The following is a 14,461-nucleotide window of genomic DNA, read 5'->3' as shown; positions in this document are numbered from 1 at the left end:
GCGGGTAGCGCGGTACCCGGCAATTGTCCCAGAGAAAAATGAGTGGTAGCGCGTGGGATACTGAGGGTTGATCTCTGATCCCTCTCAGGAAGCACCCATCCCATGGCCTCGGTCAACTCGCTTTCCGCCTCGATCCAGCAGCGCGTCGCTGACGCCCTCGGTGCCGATCCGCTGCTGCGACGTAGCGACCGGGCCGACTTCCAGGCCAACGGTGTTCTGGGCCTCGCCAAGCGGAACAAGGCGAACCCGCGGGAGCTGGCCGCCCAGGTCGTCGAGGCCCTCCCGGCCGGCGATGAGCTGATCGCCTCCGTCGAGGTCTCGGGACCGGGCTTCCTCAACATCACCGTCGCGGACGCCGCGATCACCCGCACGCTCGCCGCCCGGGCCGCCGACGACCGGCTCGGCGTGCCCGCGAAGGCCGCGCCCGGCACCACGGTGATCGACTACGCGCAGCCGAACGTGGCCAAGGAGATGCACGTCGGCCACCTGCGGTCCTCCGTCATCGGCGACGCGCTGGTCAAGATCCTCGAGTTCGAGGGCGAGACGGTGATCCGGCGCCACCACATCGGCGACTGGGGCACCCAGTTCGGCATGCTCATCCAGTACCTGGTGGAGCACCCGCACGAGCTGGACCACGGGGCGTCCGAGGCCGGCGAGGAGGCCGGTGAGGCCTCCATGTCACGCCTCAACCGGCTCTACAAGGCCTCCCGGACGGTCTTCGACGCCGACGAGGAGTTCAAGACCCGCTCCCGCAAGCGCGTCGTCGACCTGCAGGCCGGCGACCCGGAGACGCTGGCGATGTGGCAGCGCTTCGTGGACGAGTCGAAGATCTACTTCAACTCGGTCTACGACAAGCTCGACATCGAGATCCGCGACGAGGACGTCGTGGGCGAGTCCGGTTACAACGACATGCTCGTGGAGACCTGCAAGCTGCTGGAGGAGTCCGGCGTCGCCGTGCGCTCCAACGGCGCGCTGTGCGTCTTCTTCGACGACGTCAAGGGCAAGGACGGCGAGCCCGTCCCGCTCATCGTGCAGAAGGCCGACGGCGGCTTCGGCTACGCCGCGACCGACCTGTCCGCGATCCGCGACCGCACCGCGGACCTGCACGCCGACACGCTCCTGTACGTCGTGGACTCCCGGCAGGCCCTGCACTTCAAGATGGTCTTCGAGACGGCCAGGCGGGCCGGCTGGCTGACCAACGAGGTCACGGCGCTCCACATCCCGTTCGGCACGCTGCTCGGCAAGGACGGCAAGCCGTACAAGACCCGGTCCGGAGAGACCTTCCGGCTGGTCGACCTGCTGGACGAGGCGGTGGAGCGCGCCGCGACCGTCATCCGGGAGAAGTCCTCGGAGCTGACGGACGAGGAGGTCGCGGACCGGGCCAAGGAGGTCGGCATCGGCGCGATCAAGTACGCCGACCTGTCCACCTCGCTCGGCCGGGACTACGTCTTCGACCTGGACCGCATGGTCTCGCTCAACGGCGACACCAGCGTGTACCTGCAGTACGCGTACGCCCGTATCCAGTCGATCCTGCGCAAGGCGGGCGACACGAAGCCGGCCGCGCACCCCGAGCTGCCGCTGGCCCCGGCCGAGCGGGCGCTCGGCCTGCTGCTGGACGAGTTCGCGGAGACCCTGGCGGGCGTCTCGGAGACGTACGAGCCGCACAAGCTGGCCTCGTACCTGTACGCGCTGGCCTCGGCATACACCACCTTCTACGACCAGTGCCCGGTCCTGAAGGCCGAGACCCCGCAGCTGCGGGAGAACCGCCTGTTCCTCTGCGACCTGACCGCCCGCACCCTGCGGCAGGGCATGTCGCTTCTCGGCATCCGCACGCCCGAGCGCCTCTGACGCACCCCGCGCCCGTACGACGGCGGCCCCGACGGCAGTCACAACCTCCCGTCGGGGCCGCCGTCGTCAGTGGCCACGCCTCCATTCACGCCCATGGCGTGCTCCCAACCAGCTCCCGAAGCTCGCGCAGGACCCGGCCGGCCGGTCCCTGGGCCTCGACCTCCCGCCCGGCACGCTCCTCGACGCCACGAGCGACGGCCGCCGGCACGAACCTCTGCTCCGGCACGCGGAAGGGCCCGCCGAGCCCGGCTCCTGGGAACGGCTGCTCCCCACGCGGATGCCGGCGGGGCCGCACCCGGTGCTGCTCTCCATGGAACCGGCACTGCCCGCCACCAGGGATCTGGACCCCGGAGCGATGTCCTGTCCGGGCGACCACGACGCCGACGAGGTCCTGGCCGGTCTCTGGGGGGACAAGGACGAGGACGAGGACAGGGACGCGGGGGACCTGGTCGCCCCGTTGGGCCGGACGTGGCCCGGCCTCGCCCCGGCGCGGGAGTTCGAGGCCGACCCGGACGTCAGGGCGGCCGAGGTCGCCGCCTCCGTGGTCGAGGCGGGGTGGATCAAGGACCCCCGAGCGGCCCTCGCCCCGCCCGGCGCAGCGCCGACGTCCCCGTGGCCATCGGCTGGGGGGCCGTGCAACCACCAGAACGACGTGGCCCGGCTCTGTTCGGTCCCGCGTTCCTGGGAGGAGCGCTTCGGCGTGCGCGTCGTGGCCGTGGCCTTCGACGTGCTCGTCCTGTCCATGGCCGCACCGCCGGCCACCGTGGAGGAGGCCGAGTCCGTGGCCGCCGGGCACGCCGCCTTCTGTTCCGGACAACGTCACCCAGGGCAGCGGCTCGCTCCGCGCGTACGCGGAGTCCCTGGTGGACGCGCCCGCTGGTCCTTCTGGTGGGACTGGACGGTCCCCGGCCGGGCCCGGGGTACGGGTGTCCTTCCCCGCGGTGGAAGGACACCCCCGAGACGACCCGGTCAGGACCGCTCAGCGGCGGCGATGCCGCTCAGCGGCGGAAGTGCCAGCGGTGGTCGTGGCGGTGGTGGCGGTGGTGCCAGCGCGGGTGGTGCCGGTGGTGACGGTGGTACCAGCGGCCGTCACGCCCCCGGTCGCGGCCGAACTCACGGCCGCCCCAGCCGCGGTCACCGTGGTACCGGTACTCGCCGCCCCGGCCGCGGTCACCGTGGTACCGGTACTCGCCGCCCCGGTCATGTGTCGCCTGGGTGGTGTGCGACACCGCCGCCGTGGGCGGCGTTGCGGCGCCGGCGGCGCCGGCCCCGCCCAGCAGGACGGCGGCCGCGACGCCCAGCGCGGCGGCGAATCGGGGAATCCGCATCGCGGTTCTCCTTTCACGGCGGAGGCCCTTCTGCCTCCGCCTGCTGTGGACTTGCTGTGAATTTCCCACCCACATCAGCCGTTAAGTCCGAATCAGCACCAAAGCCGCTGGATGTAATGAAATGCCGGGCAGCATGGAACCGCACCGCCCACGCCCGCGTCCTGCGCGCGATCATCTGAGGGCGCCACGTCAGGGCGGGCGTGAAGGGCGCCGCCCTCAACCTTCGGCACGTGACCGCCCCGACCGCAGACCCGGCCGGGCGCGATCACTCCTCTGCCGCCGATGGCGCCCCGGCCGGTGCCCCATGTGCGCCGGGCGCTCCGCGACCTGACGGTGCGTGCGCCACGCCCCGGTCCCGGCGGCCGTCGGCACGCCCTCGACGGGGAGAACGCCCGGCGCGCGTCGACGGTCGTACCGGCGACCGAGGTGGCCGCGCTCAGAGCTGCGCGGCCACCTCGGTCGCCCAGTAGGTCAGGATCAGCTGGGCGCCGGCCCGTCGGATGCCGGTCAGGGTCTCCATGATCGCCCGGTCCCGGTCGATCCAGCCGCGCTCGGCGGCCGCCTCGACCATCGCGTACTCTCCGCTGACCTGGTACGCCGCCACCGGCACGTCCACCGACTCGGCGACCTTGGCCAGCACGTCCAGGTACGGCAGCGCGGGCTTCACCATCACCATGTCGGCGCCCTCGGCGATGTCCAGCGCCAGCTCGCGCAGCGACTCGCGCAGGTTCGCCGGGTCCTGCTGGTAGGTCTTGCGGTCGCCCTTCAGCGAGGAGCCAACGGCCTCGCGGAACGGCCCGTAGAACGCCGACGCGTACTTGGCCGTGTAGGCCAGCATGGACACGTCCTGGTGACCGGCGGCGTCCAGGGCGCCCCGGATCACGCCGACCTGACCGTCCATCATGCCGCTGGGGCCCACGACGTGGACGCCGGCGTCCGCCTGGACCCGGGCCATCTCGGCATAGCGCTCCAGGGTCGCGTCGTTGTCCACCCGGCCCTCGGAGTCCAGCACGCCGCAGTGGCCGTGGTCGGTGTGCTCGTCAAGGCACAGGTCGGACATGACCACCAGCGCGTCACCGACCTCGCTGATCACGTCACGGATCGCCACCTGCAGGATCCCGTCCGGGTCCGTGCCGGGCGTGCCGACAGCGTCCTTCTTCTCGTCCAGCGGCACCCCATAGAGCATGATCCCGCCGACGCCCGCCTCCGCCGCCTCGACGGCGGCCTTGCGGAGGGTGTCCCGGGTGTGCTGCACGACGCCCGGCATGGCGGAGATCGGCACGGGCTCGTGAACGCCCTCACGGACGAAGGCGGGCAGGATCAGCTCGGCCGGGTGCAGCCGGGTCTCCGCGACGAGGCGGCGCATCGCGGGCGTCGTGCGCAGCCGCCTGGGCCTCGTACCGGGGAACTGACCGTATCCGCTTCCGTTTCCGTTCATCACCGCGCCGCGCCTCTCTCCGTCCCGGGCCGTTTCCGCGTTCCACGGTACGCCCGTACGCGCCGTGCTCATGCCGACCCGTTGTCGGCCCCGGAACGCGGCGGCCCCCGGCTCCGCCGAGGGAGCCGGGGGCACACGGAACGAACCGCGGGATGCGTCAGACGCGGGCCCTGCGCCGGGACCCGGGACGGCGCTCGCTGGGACGCGTCACGGGGTCGCCCGCGGCGACCGCCGCCTCGCGCCGGCGGACGCCGAAGTCCGCCAGCGCCTGCGCGAGCGCGTGGACGGACGGCTCCGGGGCCATCACGTCCACCCGCAGCCCGTGCTCCTCCGCGGTCTTCGCGGTGGCCGGGCCGATGCAGGCGATCACCGTCACGTTGTGCGGCTTGCCGGCGATGCCGACGAGGTTGCGCACCGTGCTGCTCGAGGTGAACAGCACCGCGTCGAACCCACCGCCCTTGATCGCCTCACGGGTCTCCGCCGGCGGCGGAGAGGCCCGCACGGTCCGGTAGGCGGTGACGTCGTCGACCTCCCAGCCGAGCTCCACCAGGCCCGCCACGAGCGTCTCCGTCGCGATGTCGGCGCGCGGCAGGAAGACCCGGTCGATCGGGTCGAAGACGGGGTCGTAGGGCGGCCAGTCCTCCAGCAGGCCCGCGGCGGACTGCTCGCCGCTGGGCACCAGGTCCGGCTTCACACCGAACTCCACCAGCGCCGCCGCGGTCTGCTCGCCCACCGCCGCGACCTTGATCCCGGCGAAGGCGCGCGCGTCGAGCCCGTACTCCTCGAACTTCTCGCGGACGGCCTTGACCGCGTTCACCGAGGTGAAGGCGATCCACTCGTACCGTCCGGTGACCAGGCCCTTCACCGCGCGTTCCATCTGCTGCGGGGTACGGGGCGGCTCCACCGCGATCGTGGGCACCTCGTGCGGCACGGCACCGTAGGAGCGCAGTTGGTCGGAGAGGGACGCGGCCTGCTCCTTGGTCCGCGGGACGAGCACCTTCCAGCCGAACAGCGGCTTGGTCTCGAACCAGGAGAGCAGCTCGCGCTGCGTGGTCGGCTCGCCGACCACGGCTATCGCCGCGATCGGGCCCTCCGGCGTGGGCAGCGCCTTCGTCGCCTTCAGCTCGGCCGCGATCGTCGACAGCGTCGCCGTCCAGGTGCGCTGACGGGTCGTCGTACCGGCCACGGTCACCGTCAGCGGGGTGTCCGGCCTGCGGCCCCCGGAGACCAGCTCCGCCGCGTTGGCGGCGACGGTCTGCAAGGTGGTGGAGACGACCAGGGTCGCGTCGCTGGCGCCCGCCTCGCTCCAGCACCGCCCGGACGCGGTCGCGGCCTCCACGAACCGCACGTCGCCGCTGAGCGGGACGCCGGCGTACGCGGGCACGCCCACAGCCGCGGCGACGCCCGGCACGACCTCGAAGGGGATGCCGGCTCGCGCGCAGGCGAGCATCTCGGCGGCGGCCGCGGAGTCGAGTCCGGGGTCGCCGGCGATCGCACGGACCACCCGCTTGCCGGAGCGCGCGGCGGCCATGAAAAACTTGGCAGCGGCGGCCGAAGGGCTCAACTCCCCCTCGGCGTCGCCCGGCTGCGCCGTGTCCACGCCCGGCCGGGCGTGGGTCCGTACGACGTCCAGCACGTGCTGGTCGCCGACCAGCACATCGGCGTGGGCGAGCGCCTCGACGGCGCGCAGGGTCAGCAGCCCGGGGTCACCGGGCCCGGCACCGAGGAAGGTGACGTGCCCGAGGGCGGAACCCGGCGTACCCGTGCCCGCGGTCCCGGTGTGGGCCGCGGCTGCCGCGGTACCCGTCCTGCCTGCCGTGCCGGCCGGTCCTTCCGGCCCGGCCGCGGTGGCGTCTACGGTCGTGTTGGTCGCTGCGGCGGCGGTGGGGCTCAAAGTTCGCGCTCCCCCATAAGACCGGCCGCGCCCTTGGCGAGCATCTCGGCGGCGAGCTCGTGACCGAGGGCCACGGCTTCGTCCCGGGATGCGGGGGTCGGACCGGTGATGGACATCTGCACCAGCGAGGAGCCGTCGGTCGTCCCGACGACACCGCGCAGGCGCAGCTCGGTGATGGGCTCGCCGACGCCTTCGAAAGCAGGCTCGGCCAGCGCGCCCACGGGCGCGGAGCAGCCGGCCTCCAGGGCGGCGAGCAGTGCGCGCTCGGCGGTCACGGCGACCCGGGTGAACGGGTCGTCGAGCCCGGCGAGCACGGAGGCGAGCCCTGCGTCGGCCGCAGAGCACTCGACGGCCAGCGCCCCCTGTCCGGGAGCGGGCAGCACGACGTCGGAGGAGATCAGCTCGGTGGCCTCCGAGAGGCGGCCCAGCCTGATGAGTCCGGCGGCGGCGAGCACCACGGCATCGAGGTCGCCTGAGGCAACATATCCGATGCGCGTGTCGACGTTGCCGCGGATCGGCACGGTCTCCACGCGCACCCCCATCGAGCGGGCCCAGGCATTCAGCTGCGCCATGCGGCGCGGCGAGCCGGTGCCGATGCGGACGCCCCGGGGAGAGGCGGCCAGCTGCTCGAAGGTGAGGCCGTCGCGCGCGATCAGCGCGTCGCGCGGGTCCTCACGGAGGGGGACCGCGGCAAGGGTGAGGCCCTCGGGGTCGGCGGTCGGGAGGTCCTTGAGGGAGTGGACGGCGAAGTCGATCTCACCGCGCAGCAGCGCGTCGCGCAGGGCGGAGACGAAGACGCCGGTACCGCCGATCTGCGCCAGGTGCTCGCGCGAGACGTCGCCGTAGGTGGTGATCTCCACCAGCTCCACGTCACGGCCGGTGATCTGGCGGACCTGCTCGGCCACCATGCCGGACTGCGCCATCGCCAGCGCGCTGCGCCGGGTTCCCAGTTTCAGTGCGGTTGGGCTCGTCATGCCCGCCCTCGATTCGAGTCACTCGTTGCTGAAGCAGCCGACGCCGCCGGCGGGACGGCCGCGGAGGGGATCACCGGGGTGCCCGGTGAGTCGGCCCTGCTGACCGCGGCGACCGCCTGGGGGTCCAGGTCGAAGAGTTCGCGCAGCGCGTCGGCGTACCCGGCGCCGCCGGGCTCTCCCGCGAGCTGCTTGACCCGCACAGTAGGCGCGTGCAGGAGCTTGTCGACGACGCGGCGCACGGTCTGGGTGACCTCCGCGCGCTGCCGGTCGTCCAGGTTGGGGAGGCGGCTGTCGAGGCGCGCCAGTTCGGTGGCTACCACGTCCGCTGCCATGGCGCGCAGGGCCACGACGGTCGGCGTGATGTGCGCGGCGCGCTGGGCGGCGCCGAAGGCGGCCACCTCAGCGGAAACGATCTTTCGCACCTCGTCGACGTCGGCGGCCATCGGGGCGTCGGCCGCGGCCGCGGCGATCGTCTCCAGGTCCGTGACGTGGGCGCCGTCCAGGGAGTGCACCAGCGGGTCGATGTCGCGCGGCAGGGCGAGGTCGAGCATCCCGATGGGCGCGACGGGCTCGCCGCCGGAGCGCAGGGCCCGCGAGAGCGTGGCGCGGGCGACGGTGTCGGCGGTGAGCACCAGGCCGGTCGCCCCGGTGCAGGACACGACGATGTCGGCGTACGCCAGCTCGCCGGCCAGGTCGTCCATAGGCGCGGCACGTCCGCCAATGCTCTCGGCGAGGCGCTCGGCGCGCTCGTGCGTGCGGTTGACGACCACGATCTCGCCCGCCCCCGCGCGGGCCAGGGTGGCCGCGGCGAGCGAGCTCATCGAGCCGGCGCCGACGACGAGGGCGCGCTTGCCCTTGCCCCACTCCTCGAAGGGGACGCCGCCGATGGCCTGGGCCATCTGCTCCAGCCCGAAGGTGACCAGCGACTGCCCGGCCCGGTCGATCGCGGTCTCGGAGTGCGCGCGCTTGCCGACCCGCAGCGCCTGCTGGAACAGGTCGTTCAGGGACCGGCCTGCGGTGTGCAGCTCCTGGCCGAGGCCCAGGGTGTCCTTGATCTGGCCGAGGATCTGGCCCTCGCCGACGACCATGGAGTCCAGACCGCAGGCGACCGAGAACAGGTGGTGGACGGCCCGGTCCTCGTAGTGCACGTACAGGTGCGGGGTCAGCTCGTCGAGACTGACGCCGCTGTGCGTCGCGAGCAGCGTGGACAGCTCGGCGACGCCGGCGTGGAACTTGTCGACGTCCGCGTACAGCTCGATGCGGTTGCAGGTGGACAGGACCGCGGCCTCGCTGGCGGGCTCGGCGGCCATGACGTCGAGCAGCAGCTTGCCCTTGGTGTCCTCACCGAGCGCCGCGCGCTCCAGCACGCTGACGGGGGCGGTGCGGTGGCTCAGTCCGACGACGAGGAGGCTCATGCCGGCATCACGGCGGGGACGTCCCCGTCAGGTCCCGGACGGCCGCTGCCGTCGCGGGCCGCCTTGGCCGCCACCGGGGGCGCCGTGAGGCTGCCCTCCAGCTCCTCGCCGGCCTTGCGCTGCTCGTGGAAGGCGAGGATCTGCAGTTCGATGGAGAGGTCGACCTTGCGGACGTCGACCCCGTCGGGGACGGTCAGCACGGTCGGGGCGAAGTTGAGGATCGAGGTGACGCCGGCGCCCACCAGCCGGTCGCAGACCTCCTGGGCCGCCCCGGCGGGCGTGGTGATCACGCCGATGGACACCTGGTTGTCCTGAACGATGCCCTCCAGCTCGTCCGCGTGCCGCACGGGCAGCCCGGCGATGAGCCGGCCGGTGAGCTGAACGTCCGCGTCGATGAGCGCGGCGATGCGGAAACCGCGGGAGGCGAAGCCGCCGTAACCGGCGAGCGCGGCCCCGAGGTTTCCCATGCCGACGATGACGACCGGCCAGTCCTGGGTGAGGCCCAGCTCGCGGGAGATCTGGTACACGAGGTACTCGACGTCGTAGCCGACACCGCGGGTTCCGTACGAACCGAGGTAGGAGAAGTCCTTGCGCAGCTTGGCGGAGTTCACCCCGGCGGCGGCCGCGAGTTCCTCCGAGGAGACGGTGGGCACCGATCGCTCGGACAGCGCGGTCAGGGCCCGCAGGTACAGCGGGAGCCTGGCGACGGTGGCCTCGGGAATCCCTCGGCTGCGGGTCGCCGGTCGGTGAGTTCGGCCAGTTGCCACGATGCTCCTGCGGGTAGAGCTGGGCTGCAGGCGGCACCCGTCTTTGGGACCGCCCCGTGCACGCCAGGCTATGTCTTTGTGAACGCGTGCACAAAGATGGTGTCCGATTTGCCCGGGAGAAGTGACAGGCATCACGCACCCCCATTGCAGGCATAAGAAACGTTCTGCTGCGACGGAACGTTCCACGCGGGCGCCCGGTCGGCGCCCCGGCGCCCCACCCACAGCGCGTCCGCTCCGGCGAGTTGCGGCCATTCGACGGCCGTCGCGCGCGCCAGCGCCTTCTCGGCCTGCACGGGCCCACCCGGGTGGTCCAGGACGTACGAGGCGAACAGCCGGGCCGTCGTGCGGGCGTCCCCGAGCGCCGTGTGCGCGGTCCAGCCGGTCAGCCCGGCCGCCTCGGCGCACGCCAGCAGGCTCAGCCCGCCCGGCGCGGGCTCGCGCAGCGCGGCCATCCGCATGGTGCACAGTTCGGGAACGACGGGGAACTCCACCCCGAGCCGGGCGTACTCCGCCGCCAGGAACGCGCGGTCGCAGCCGACGTTGTGCCCCACCAGCACCCGCCCGCGCAGCAGCCCCAGCAGCCTCGGGGCGATCTGCCCGAACAGGGGAGCGCCGACCGCCTCGACGTGGCGCGACTCGATGCCGTGGATATGGGTGGGGCCGACCGGCCCCTCGGGGTCGACGAGGGTGGAGAACTCGCCCTCGTGCACGAAGTCGCGGTCGAGCAGCACCACGGCCAGCTCGACCACCCGGTGGCGCCGCGAACTGGAACCGGTGGCCTCCAGATCGACCACGGCGAAACCGCCGCGCGCCTGAAGCCTTCCGGGGAGCACGCAGTCACCGTCCTTACTCACGCACCCCCGCTGTACAAAACGCCTTGATGGTAAACGAGCACCTGCGTCCAGAGGAACACGCGCAAATCGCCCACCTGTCGCACCAGGGCCCTCAGGCGCCCAGCCCGCGCCGCAGCCGGCCCTCGTCGACACGCCAGAAGGTGTGCTGTTCCCCGTCGATGAGGACGACCGGGATCTGCTCCCAGTACCGGTCGTGCAGCTCCTCGTCGCGCGTGATGTCCCTCTCCTCGAAGCGCGCGCCCAGGTCGTCGACGACCCTGCGGATCACCGTCCGCGCGTCGTCGCACAGGTGGCAGCCGGGTTTGGCGATCAGCGTCACAGTCCGATCGGCCGGGGTTTTCCGGTCATTGCGGGCGTCGCGTCCGAACAGAGGGCTCATGCCGGCCATTCTGCCCCCGCCAACCGCCGACCCGCGGTAACACCCTCGTCGCGAGGAGTTCATTCACCTGCTCCATCGGTGCACCGGAGTTGCCCAACGGACTGGCTATGCTCGCCTCATGGCCGCTCTGCGATGGCTCACCCCCCGTAAGCGCTCCGCCACCGCGCGCAGCGTGCTGGCCGGCGAGGCCGCGGCCGAGGCCGCGCTCGCGGCACCCGCGGAGAAGGAGGACGGCCGGGCCGGCGTCCCGGCGTTCCCGGTGGCCGGCGATCCGCACGCGGCCGCCTTCTTCGACCTGGACAACACCGTGATGCAGGGCGCCGCGATCTTCCACTTCGGGCGCGGCCTGTACAAGCGGAAGTTCTTCCGGAGCCGCGACCTCGCGCGCTTCGCGTGGCAGCAGGCGTACTTCCGGATCGCCGGGTCCGAGGACCCCGAGCACATGCAGGAGGTGCGGGAGAGCGCGCTCACGATCATCAAGGGGCACCGCGTCGAGGAACTCATGTCCATCGGCGAGGAGATCTACGACGAGTACATGGCGGACAAGATCTGGCCCGGCACCCGCGCGCTCGCCCAGGCCCACCTCGACGCCGGCCAGCGGGTCTGGCTGGTGACCGCCGCCCCGGTCGAGACGGCCACGATCATCGCCCGCAGGCTCGGCCTCACCGGCGCCCTCGGCACCGTCGCCGAGCACGTCGACGGCGTCTACACCGGCCGATTGGTCGGCGAGCCGCTGCACGGCCCCTCCAAGGCCGAGGCCGTCAAGGCACTCGCCGCCGCGGAGGGACTCGAACTCTCGCGCAGCGCCGCGTACAGCGATTCGTCGAACGACATCCCGATGCTGTCGCTCGTCGGACATCCATACGCGATCAATCCCGATACGCGTCTGCGTAAACACGCGCGCGAAATGGGCTGGCGGCTGCGCGATTACCGTACGGGCCGCAAGGCGGCGAAGATCGGCATCCCGGCGGCCGCAGGTGTGGGCGCCGTGGCGGGCGGCGCGGCCGCCGCGATGGCCCTGCAACGCCGCCGCCGCTAGGAACGCGGGCGACACGCCCGGGTCCCCCTCTTGCGCCCCGTCGGTTCACGCTGGGCCACACAGCCACAACACGCTCTCCACGCGAGCATTTCACGACGCTATGTGGTCAACACCGTTTCGATGTTCGATAATTGCTCGATCACCATTCCGCCAGAGAGTGGGCGGAACCGACGATTTCAGCAACTGGGTGTAGCGTCGCCTGTACGAAGCGTTATTCTCCTCAGACGCAAGCCGGTACCCACACGTCGCTACGACGGGTGAACGGTTCCGTACTGCACGTGATGGAAGTTCTGCCTCTGGGAGTCCCGTGTACCCACACACCGGGGTTGACGCCTCTGGCCTGGCTACGCTGCGCGCACTGGTGGCTGAGCACCTGCTGCGCGTCGTCCCCGCGTATGCCGTGCCCGTCCCCGCACTCGCCACGGCGGCAGCGCCCGCCGGCCGCGCCTACGCGCTGGCCGACGGCCGGGCCACGGTCGGCAGGCGATCCCGCAGCACCCAGCAGGCCGACCGGTCCACGGGCGCCACCCCGCGCCGTCCGGCGGCCGACAGCGACAGCGGACGCATGATGGATCTGGTCGAGCGCGCCCAGGCGGGCGAGACCGAGGCCTTCGGGCGGCTCTACGACCACTACTCCGACACGGTCTACCGCTACATCTACTACCGCGTCGGGGGCAAGGCCACCGCCGAGGACCTGACCAGCGAGACCTTCCTGCGCGCCCTGCGCCGCATCGGCACCTTCACCTGGCAGGGCCGTGACTTCGGCGCGTGGCTGGTCACCATCGCACGCAACCTGGTGGCCGACCACTTCAAGTCCAGCCGCTTCCGGCTGGAAGTGACCACCGGGGAGATGCTCGACGCCAACGAGGTCGAGCCCAGTCCGGAGGACTGCGTCCTGGAGGCGCTGTCCAACGAGTCGCTGCTCAGGGCCGTCCGCAAGCTCAACCCCCAGCAACAGGAGTGCGTGACCCTGCGTTTCCTGCAGGGGCTCTCGGTGGCGGAGACGGCCCGCATCATGGGCAAGAACGAGGGCGCGATCAAGACCCTGCAGTACCGGGCCGTACGGACCCTCGCCCGGCTGCTCCCCGACGACGCGCGATGAGCGCGATGGATGGATCTTCATCTTGCGACTGCCTCCACGGTCAGATCATCATGACTGCGTAACCCAACTCGGGCGGCACTCGTTGCATCACATGCGGACCCCCCAATGCCGTGCCCTGCCCGCTTCCGATCACTCGATCGGGTGGAAAGGCTCAAGGTGCACAACCTTGAAGGCACTACGGGGAGTCGAGGTGGATGACGAGAGGAGGTGCCGCCCGTGATCGCGAATCCAACGGCGCACCGGCGGGCCAACGCCTTCGCCGACGCCCTCGAGGGCGAAGGCCCCCAGACGGGTGCCGGCGTACAGCACGGCGCCCACGCCGCGGACCGGCATGCGGATCCGGACCAGGACACGTTCCTGGTCCTGGCGGACGCCCTGCGGGACGTGCCGCGACCGACGCTGGACCCGGAGACCAAGACCGTCCAGCGTGCCCAGTTGATCGCCGCCATGGAGGCCGCGCTCGCCGACGGCACGCTGACGGTTCCCGTACAGCGCGACGGCGGCCGGGGCGCGCACCGTGCCGACGGCCACGGTCTCGGCAAACTGAAGCCGCGCTCCGCGTGGTCGCGCAGGCTCGCCGCCGGCGGCCTCTCGGTCGGTGTGGCGGCCGGTGCCCTCGGCGGCGTCGCCGCGGCGAGCACGGACGCGCTGCCCGGCGACACCCTCTACGGCCTCAAACGGGGCATGGAGGACATGCGCCTCAACCTCGCCGACGACGACGCCGACCGCGGCAAGGTCTATCTCGACCTCGCCTCCACCCGGCTCCAGGAGGCCCGCCGCCTCATGGAACGCGGCCGGGGCGGCGAGCTCGACGACGAGTCCGTGGGCGAGATTCGCAGGGCGCTGTCAGGGATGCAGCAGGAGGCCTCCGAGGGCCACCGGCTGCTCGCCGCCGCGTACCGCAAGGACGGTTCGCTGCAACCGATCGAGACGCTCTCCGCGTTCTCCAGCAACCACCGCAGGGGCTGGACCGAACTGCGCGGCAAGCTCCCCTCCCGGCTCGACGACGTGGGCAACAAGGTCACTTCCGTCTTCGACGCCATAGAGGACGAAGTGGCCCCGCTGCAGAAGCTGTTGCCGCCCTCCACCGGGACCGGCGACAGTGACGGCCGCGGCATCCCGGGCAGCGGCGACCGCTCCGCGAGCGGCACCCGGGGGCCCTCACCCTCGGTCAGCGGGTCGGCGAGCGGCTCCGCCGAGGAGCGCGACGGCGACAAGGCCGGCCCGTCGGCGTCACGCAGCTCGGACAACGGCCTCATCGGCGGCACGGGCGATCTGCTCGACCCCACGCCGAGCAGCGGTTCCCCGGGCGACGACGGCCACCAGCCCTCGGTCACCCTCCCGCCGCTGCTGCCGGGGCTGCTCCCGGGCCTCGGACTCAGCGCCGAGGACGACGGGGGCGACTGAGCACGCACCGCACGGG

12 protein-coding genes and 1 pseudogene are annotated in these 14,461 nt (G+C 72.1%); 5 read left to right on the top strand and 8 right to left on the bottom strand.

The window, feature by feature from the left end; genetic code table 11:
* Positions 1-102 precede the first annotated feature (102 nt).
* Positions 103-1,848: an arginine--tRNA ligase gene (argS, locus tag AC3EUJ_RS10560; RefSeq protein WP_431960818.1), complete on the top strand. Its 1,746-nt coding sequence runs from the start codon at positions 103-105 to the stop codon at positions 1,846-1,848.
* Positions 1,849-2,125: 277 nt separating this feature from the next.
* Positions 2,126-2,731 (top strand): annotated as a pseudogene (locus AC3EUJ_RS10555) (DUF4253 domain-containing protein); the annotation flags it as partial.
* 115 nt (positions 2,732-2,846) lie between these two features.
* Here the strand turns inward: AC3EUJ_RS10555 and AC3EUJ_RS10550 are convergent.
* The 8 genes from AC3EUJ_RS10550 to AC3EUJ_RS10515 form a co-directional block, all read right to left on the bottom strand.
* Positions 2,847-3,176: a hypothetical protein gene (locus tag AC3EUJ_RS10550; RefSeq protein WP_431960979.1), complete on the bottom strand. Its 330-nt coding sequence runs from the start codon at positions 3,174-3,176 to the stop codon at positions 2,847-2,849.
* A gap of 436 nt (positions 3,177-3,612) precedes the next feature.
* A complete protein-coding gene (gene hemB / locus AC3EUJ_RS10545) occupies positions 3,613-4,614 on the bottom strand; it encodes a porphobilinogen synthase (RefSeq protein ID WP_431960817.1) in 1,002 nt (333 codons plus the stop codon).
* Between the two features lie 157 nt (positions 4,615-4,771).
* Complete coding sequence (locus AC3EUJ_RS10540) at positions 4,772-6,508, bottom strand: bifunctional uroporphyrinogen-III C-methyltransferase/uroporphyrinogen-III synthase (protein ID WP_431960816.1); 1,737 nt, start codon at positions 6,506-6,508, stop codon at positions 4,772-4,774.
* Complete coding sequence (gene hemC, locus AC3EUJ_RS10535) at positions 6,505-7,482, bottom strand: hydroxymethylbilane synthase (RefSeq protein ID WP_431960815.1); 978 nt, start codon at positions 7,480-7,482, stop codon at positions 6,505-6,507. Before hemC ends, AC3EUJ_RS10540 begins: the two co-directional genes overlap by 4 nt.
* Positions 7,479-8,897, bottom strand: a complete 1,419-nt coding sequence (locus AC3EUJ_RS10530) for a glutamyl-tRNA reductase (RefSeq protein ID WP_431960814.1) — start codon at positions 8,895-8,897, stop codon at positions 7,479-7,481. The genes hemC and AC3EUJ_RS10530 overlap by 4 nt, the downstream gene beginning before the upstream one ends.
* Entirely contained in the window at positions 8,894-9,664 is a 771-nt protein-coding gene (locus AC3EUJ_RS10525) for a redox-sensing transcriptional repressor Rex (protein ID WP_431960813.1), read from the bottom strand. Before AC3EUJ_RS10525 ends, AC3EUJ_RS10530 begins: the two co-directional genes overlap by 4 nt.
* Before the next feature lie 131 nt (positions 9,665-9,795).
* Positions 9,796-10,518 carry a 3'-5' exonuclease gene (locus tag AC3EUJ_RS10520; protein WP_431960812.1) on the bottom strand — a complete coding sequence of 241 codons (723 nt, stop codon included), beginning with the start codon at positions 10,516-10,518 and terminating at the stop codon, positions 9,796-9,798.
* A gap of 91 nt (positions 10,519-10,609) precedes the next feature.
* Positions 10,610-10,906: a glutaredoxin family protein gene (locus AC3EUJ_RS10515; RefSeq protein ID WP_431960811.1), complete on the bottom strand. Its 297-nt coding sequence runs from the start codon at positions 10,904-10,906 to the stop codon at positions 10,610-10,612.
* A gap of 109 nt (positions 10,907-11,015) precedes the next feature.
* Between AC3EUJ_RS10515 and AC3EUJ_RS10510 the strand changes: the two genes are divergently transcribed.
* The 3 genes from AC3EUJ_RS10510 (at position 11,016) to AC3EUJ_RS10500 (ending at position 14,445) form a co-directional block, all read left to right on the top strand.
* Positions 11,016-11,936 (top strand): HAD family hydrolase, encoded by a 921-nt coding sequence (locus AC3EUJ_RS10510; RefSeq protein ID WP_431960810.1) that lies wholly within the window; start codon positions 11,016-11,018, stop codon positions 11,934-11,936.
* A 307-nt stretch (positions 11,937-12,243) separates the two neighbouring features.
* Entirely contained in the window at positions 12,244-13,038 is a 795-nt protein-coding gene (locus tag AC3EUJ_RS10505; RefSeq protein ID WP_431960809.1) for an ECF subfamily RNA polymerase sigma factor, BldN family, read from the top strand.
* A 216-nt stretch (positions 13,039-13,254) separates the two neighbouring features.
* A complete protein-coding gene (locus AC3EUJ_RS10500; RefSeq protein ID WP_431960807.1) occupies positions 13,255-14,445 on the top strand; it encodes a DUF5667 domain-containing protein in 1,191 nt (396 codons plus the stop codon).
* The last annotated feature ends 16 nt before the right edge of the window (positions 14,446-14,461 follow it).

The organism is Actinacidiphila sp. bgisy160, assembly GCF_057707815.1.
This window is presented reverse-complemented; position numbering and strand designations above follow the sequence as displayed.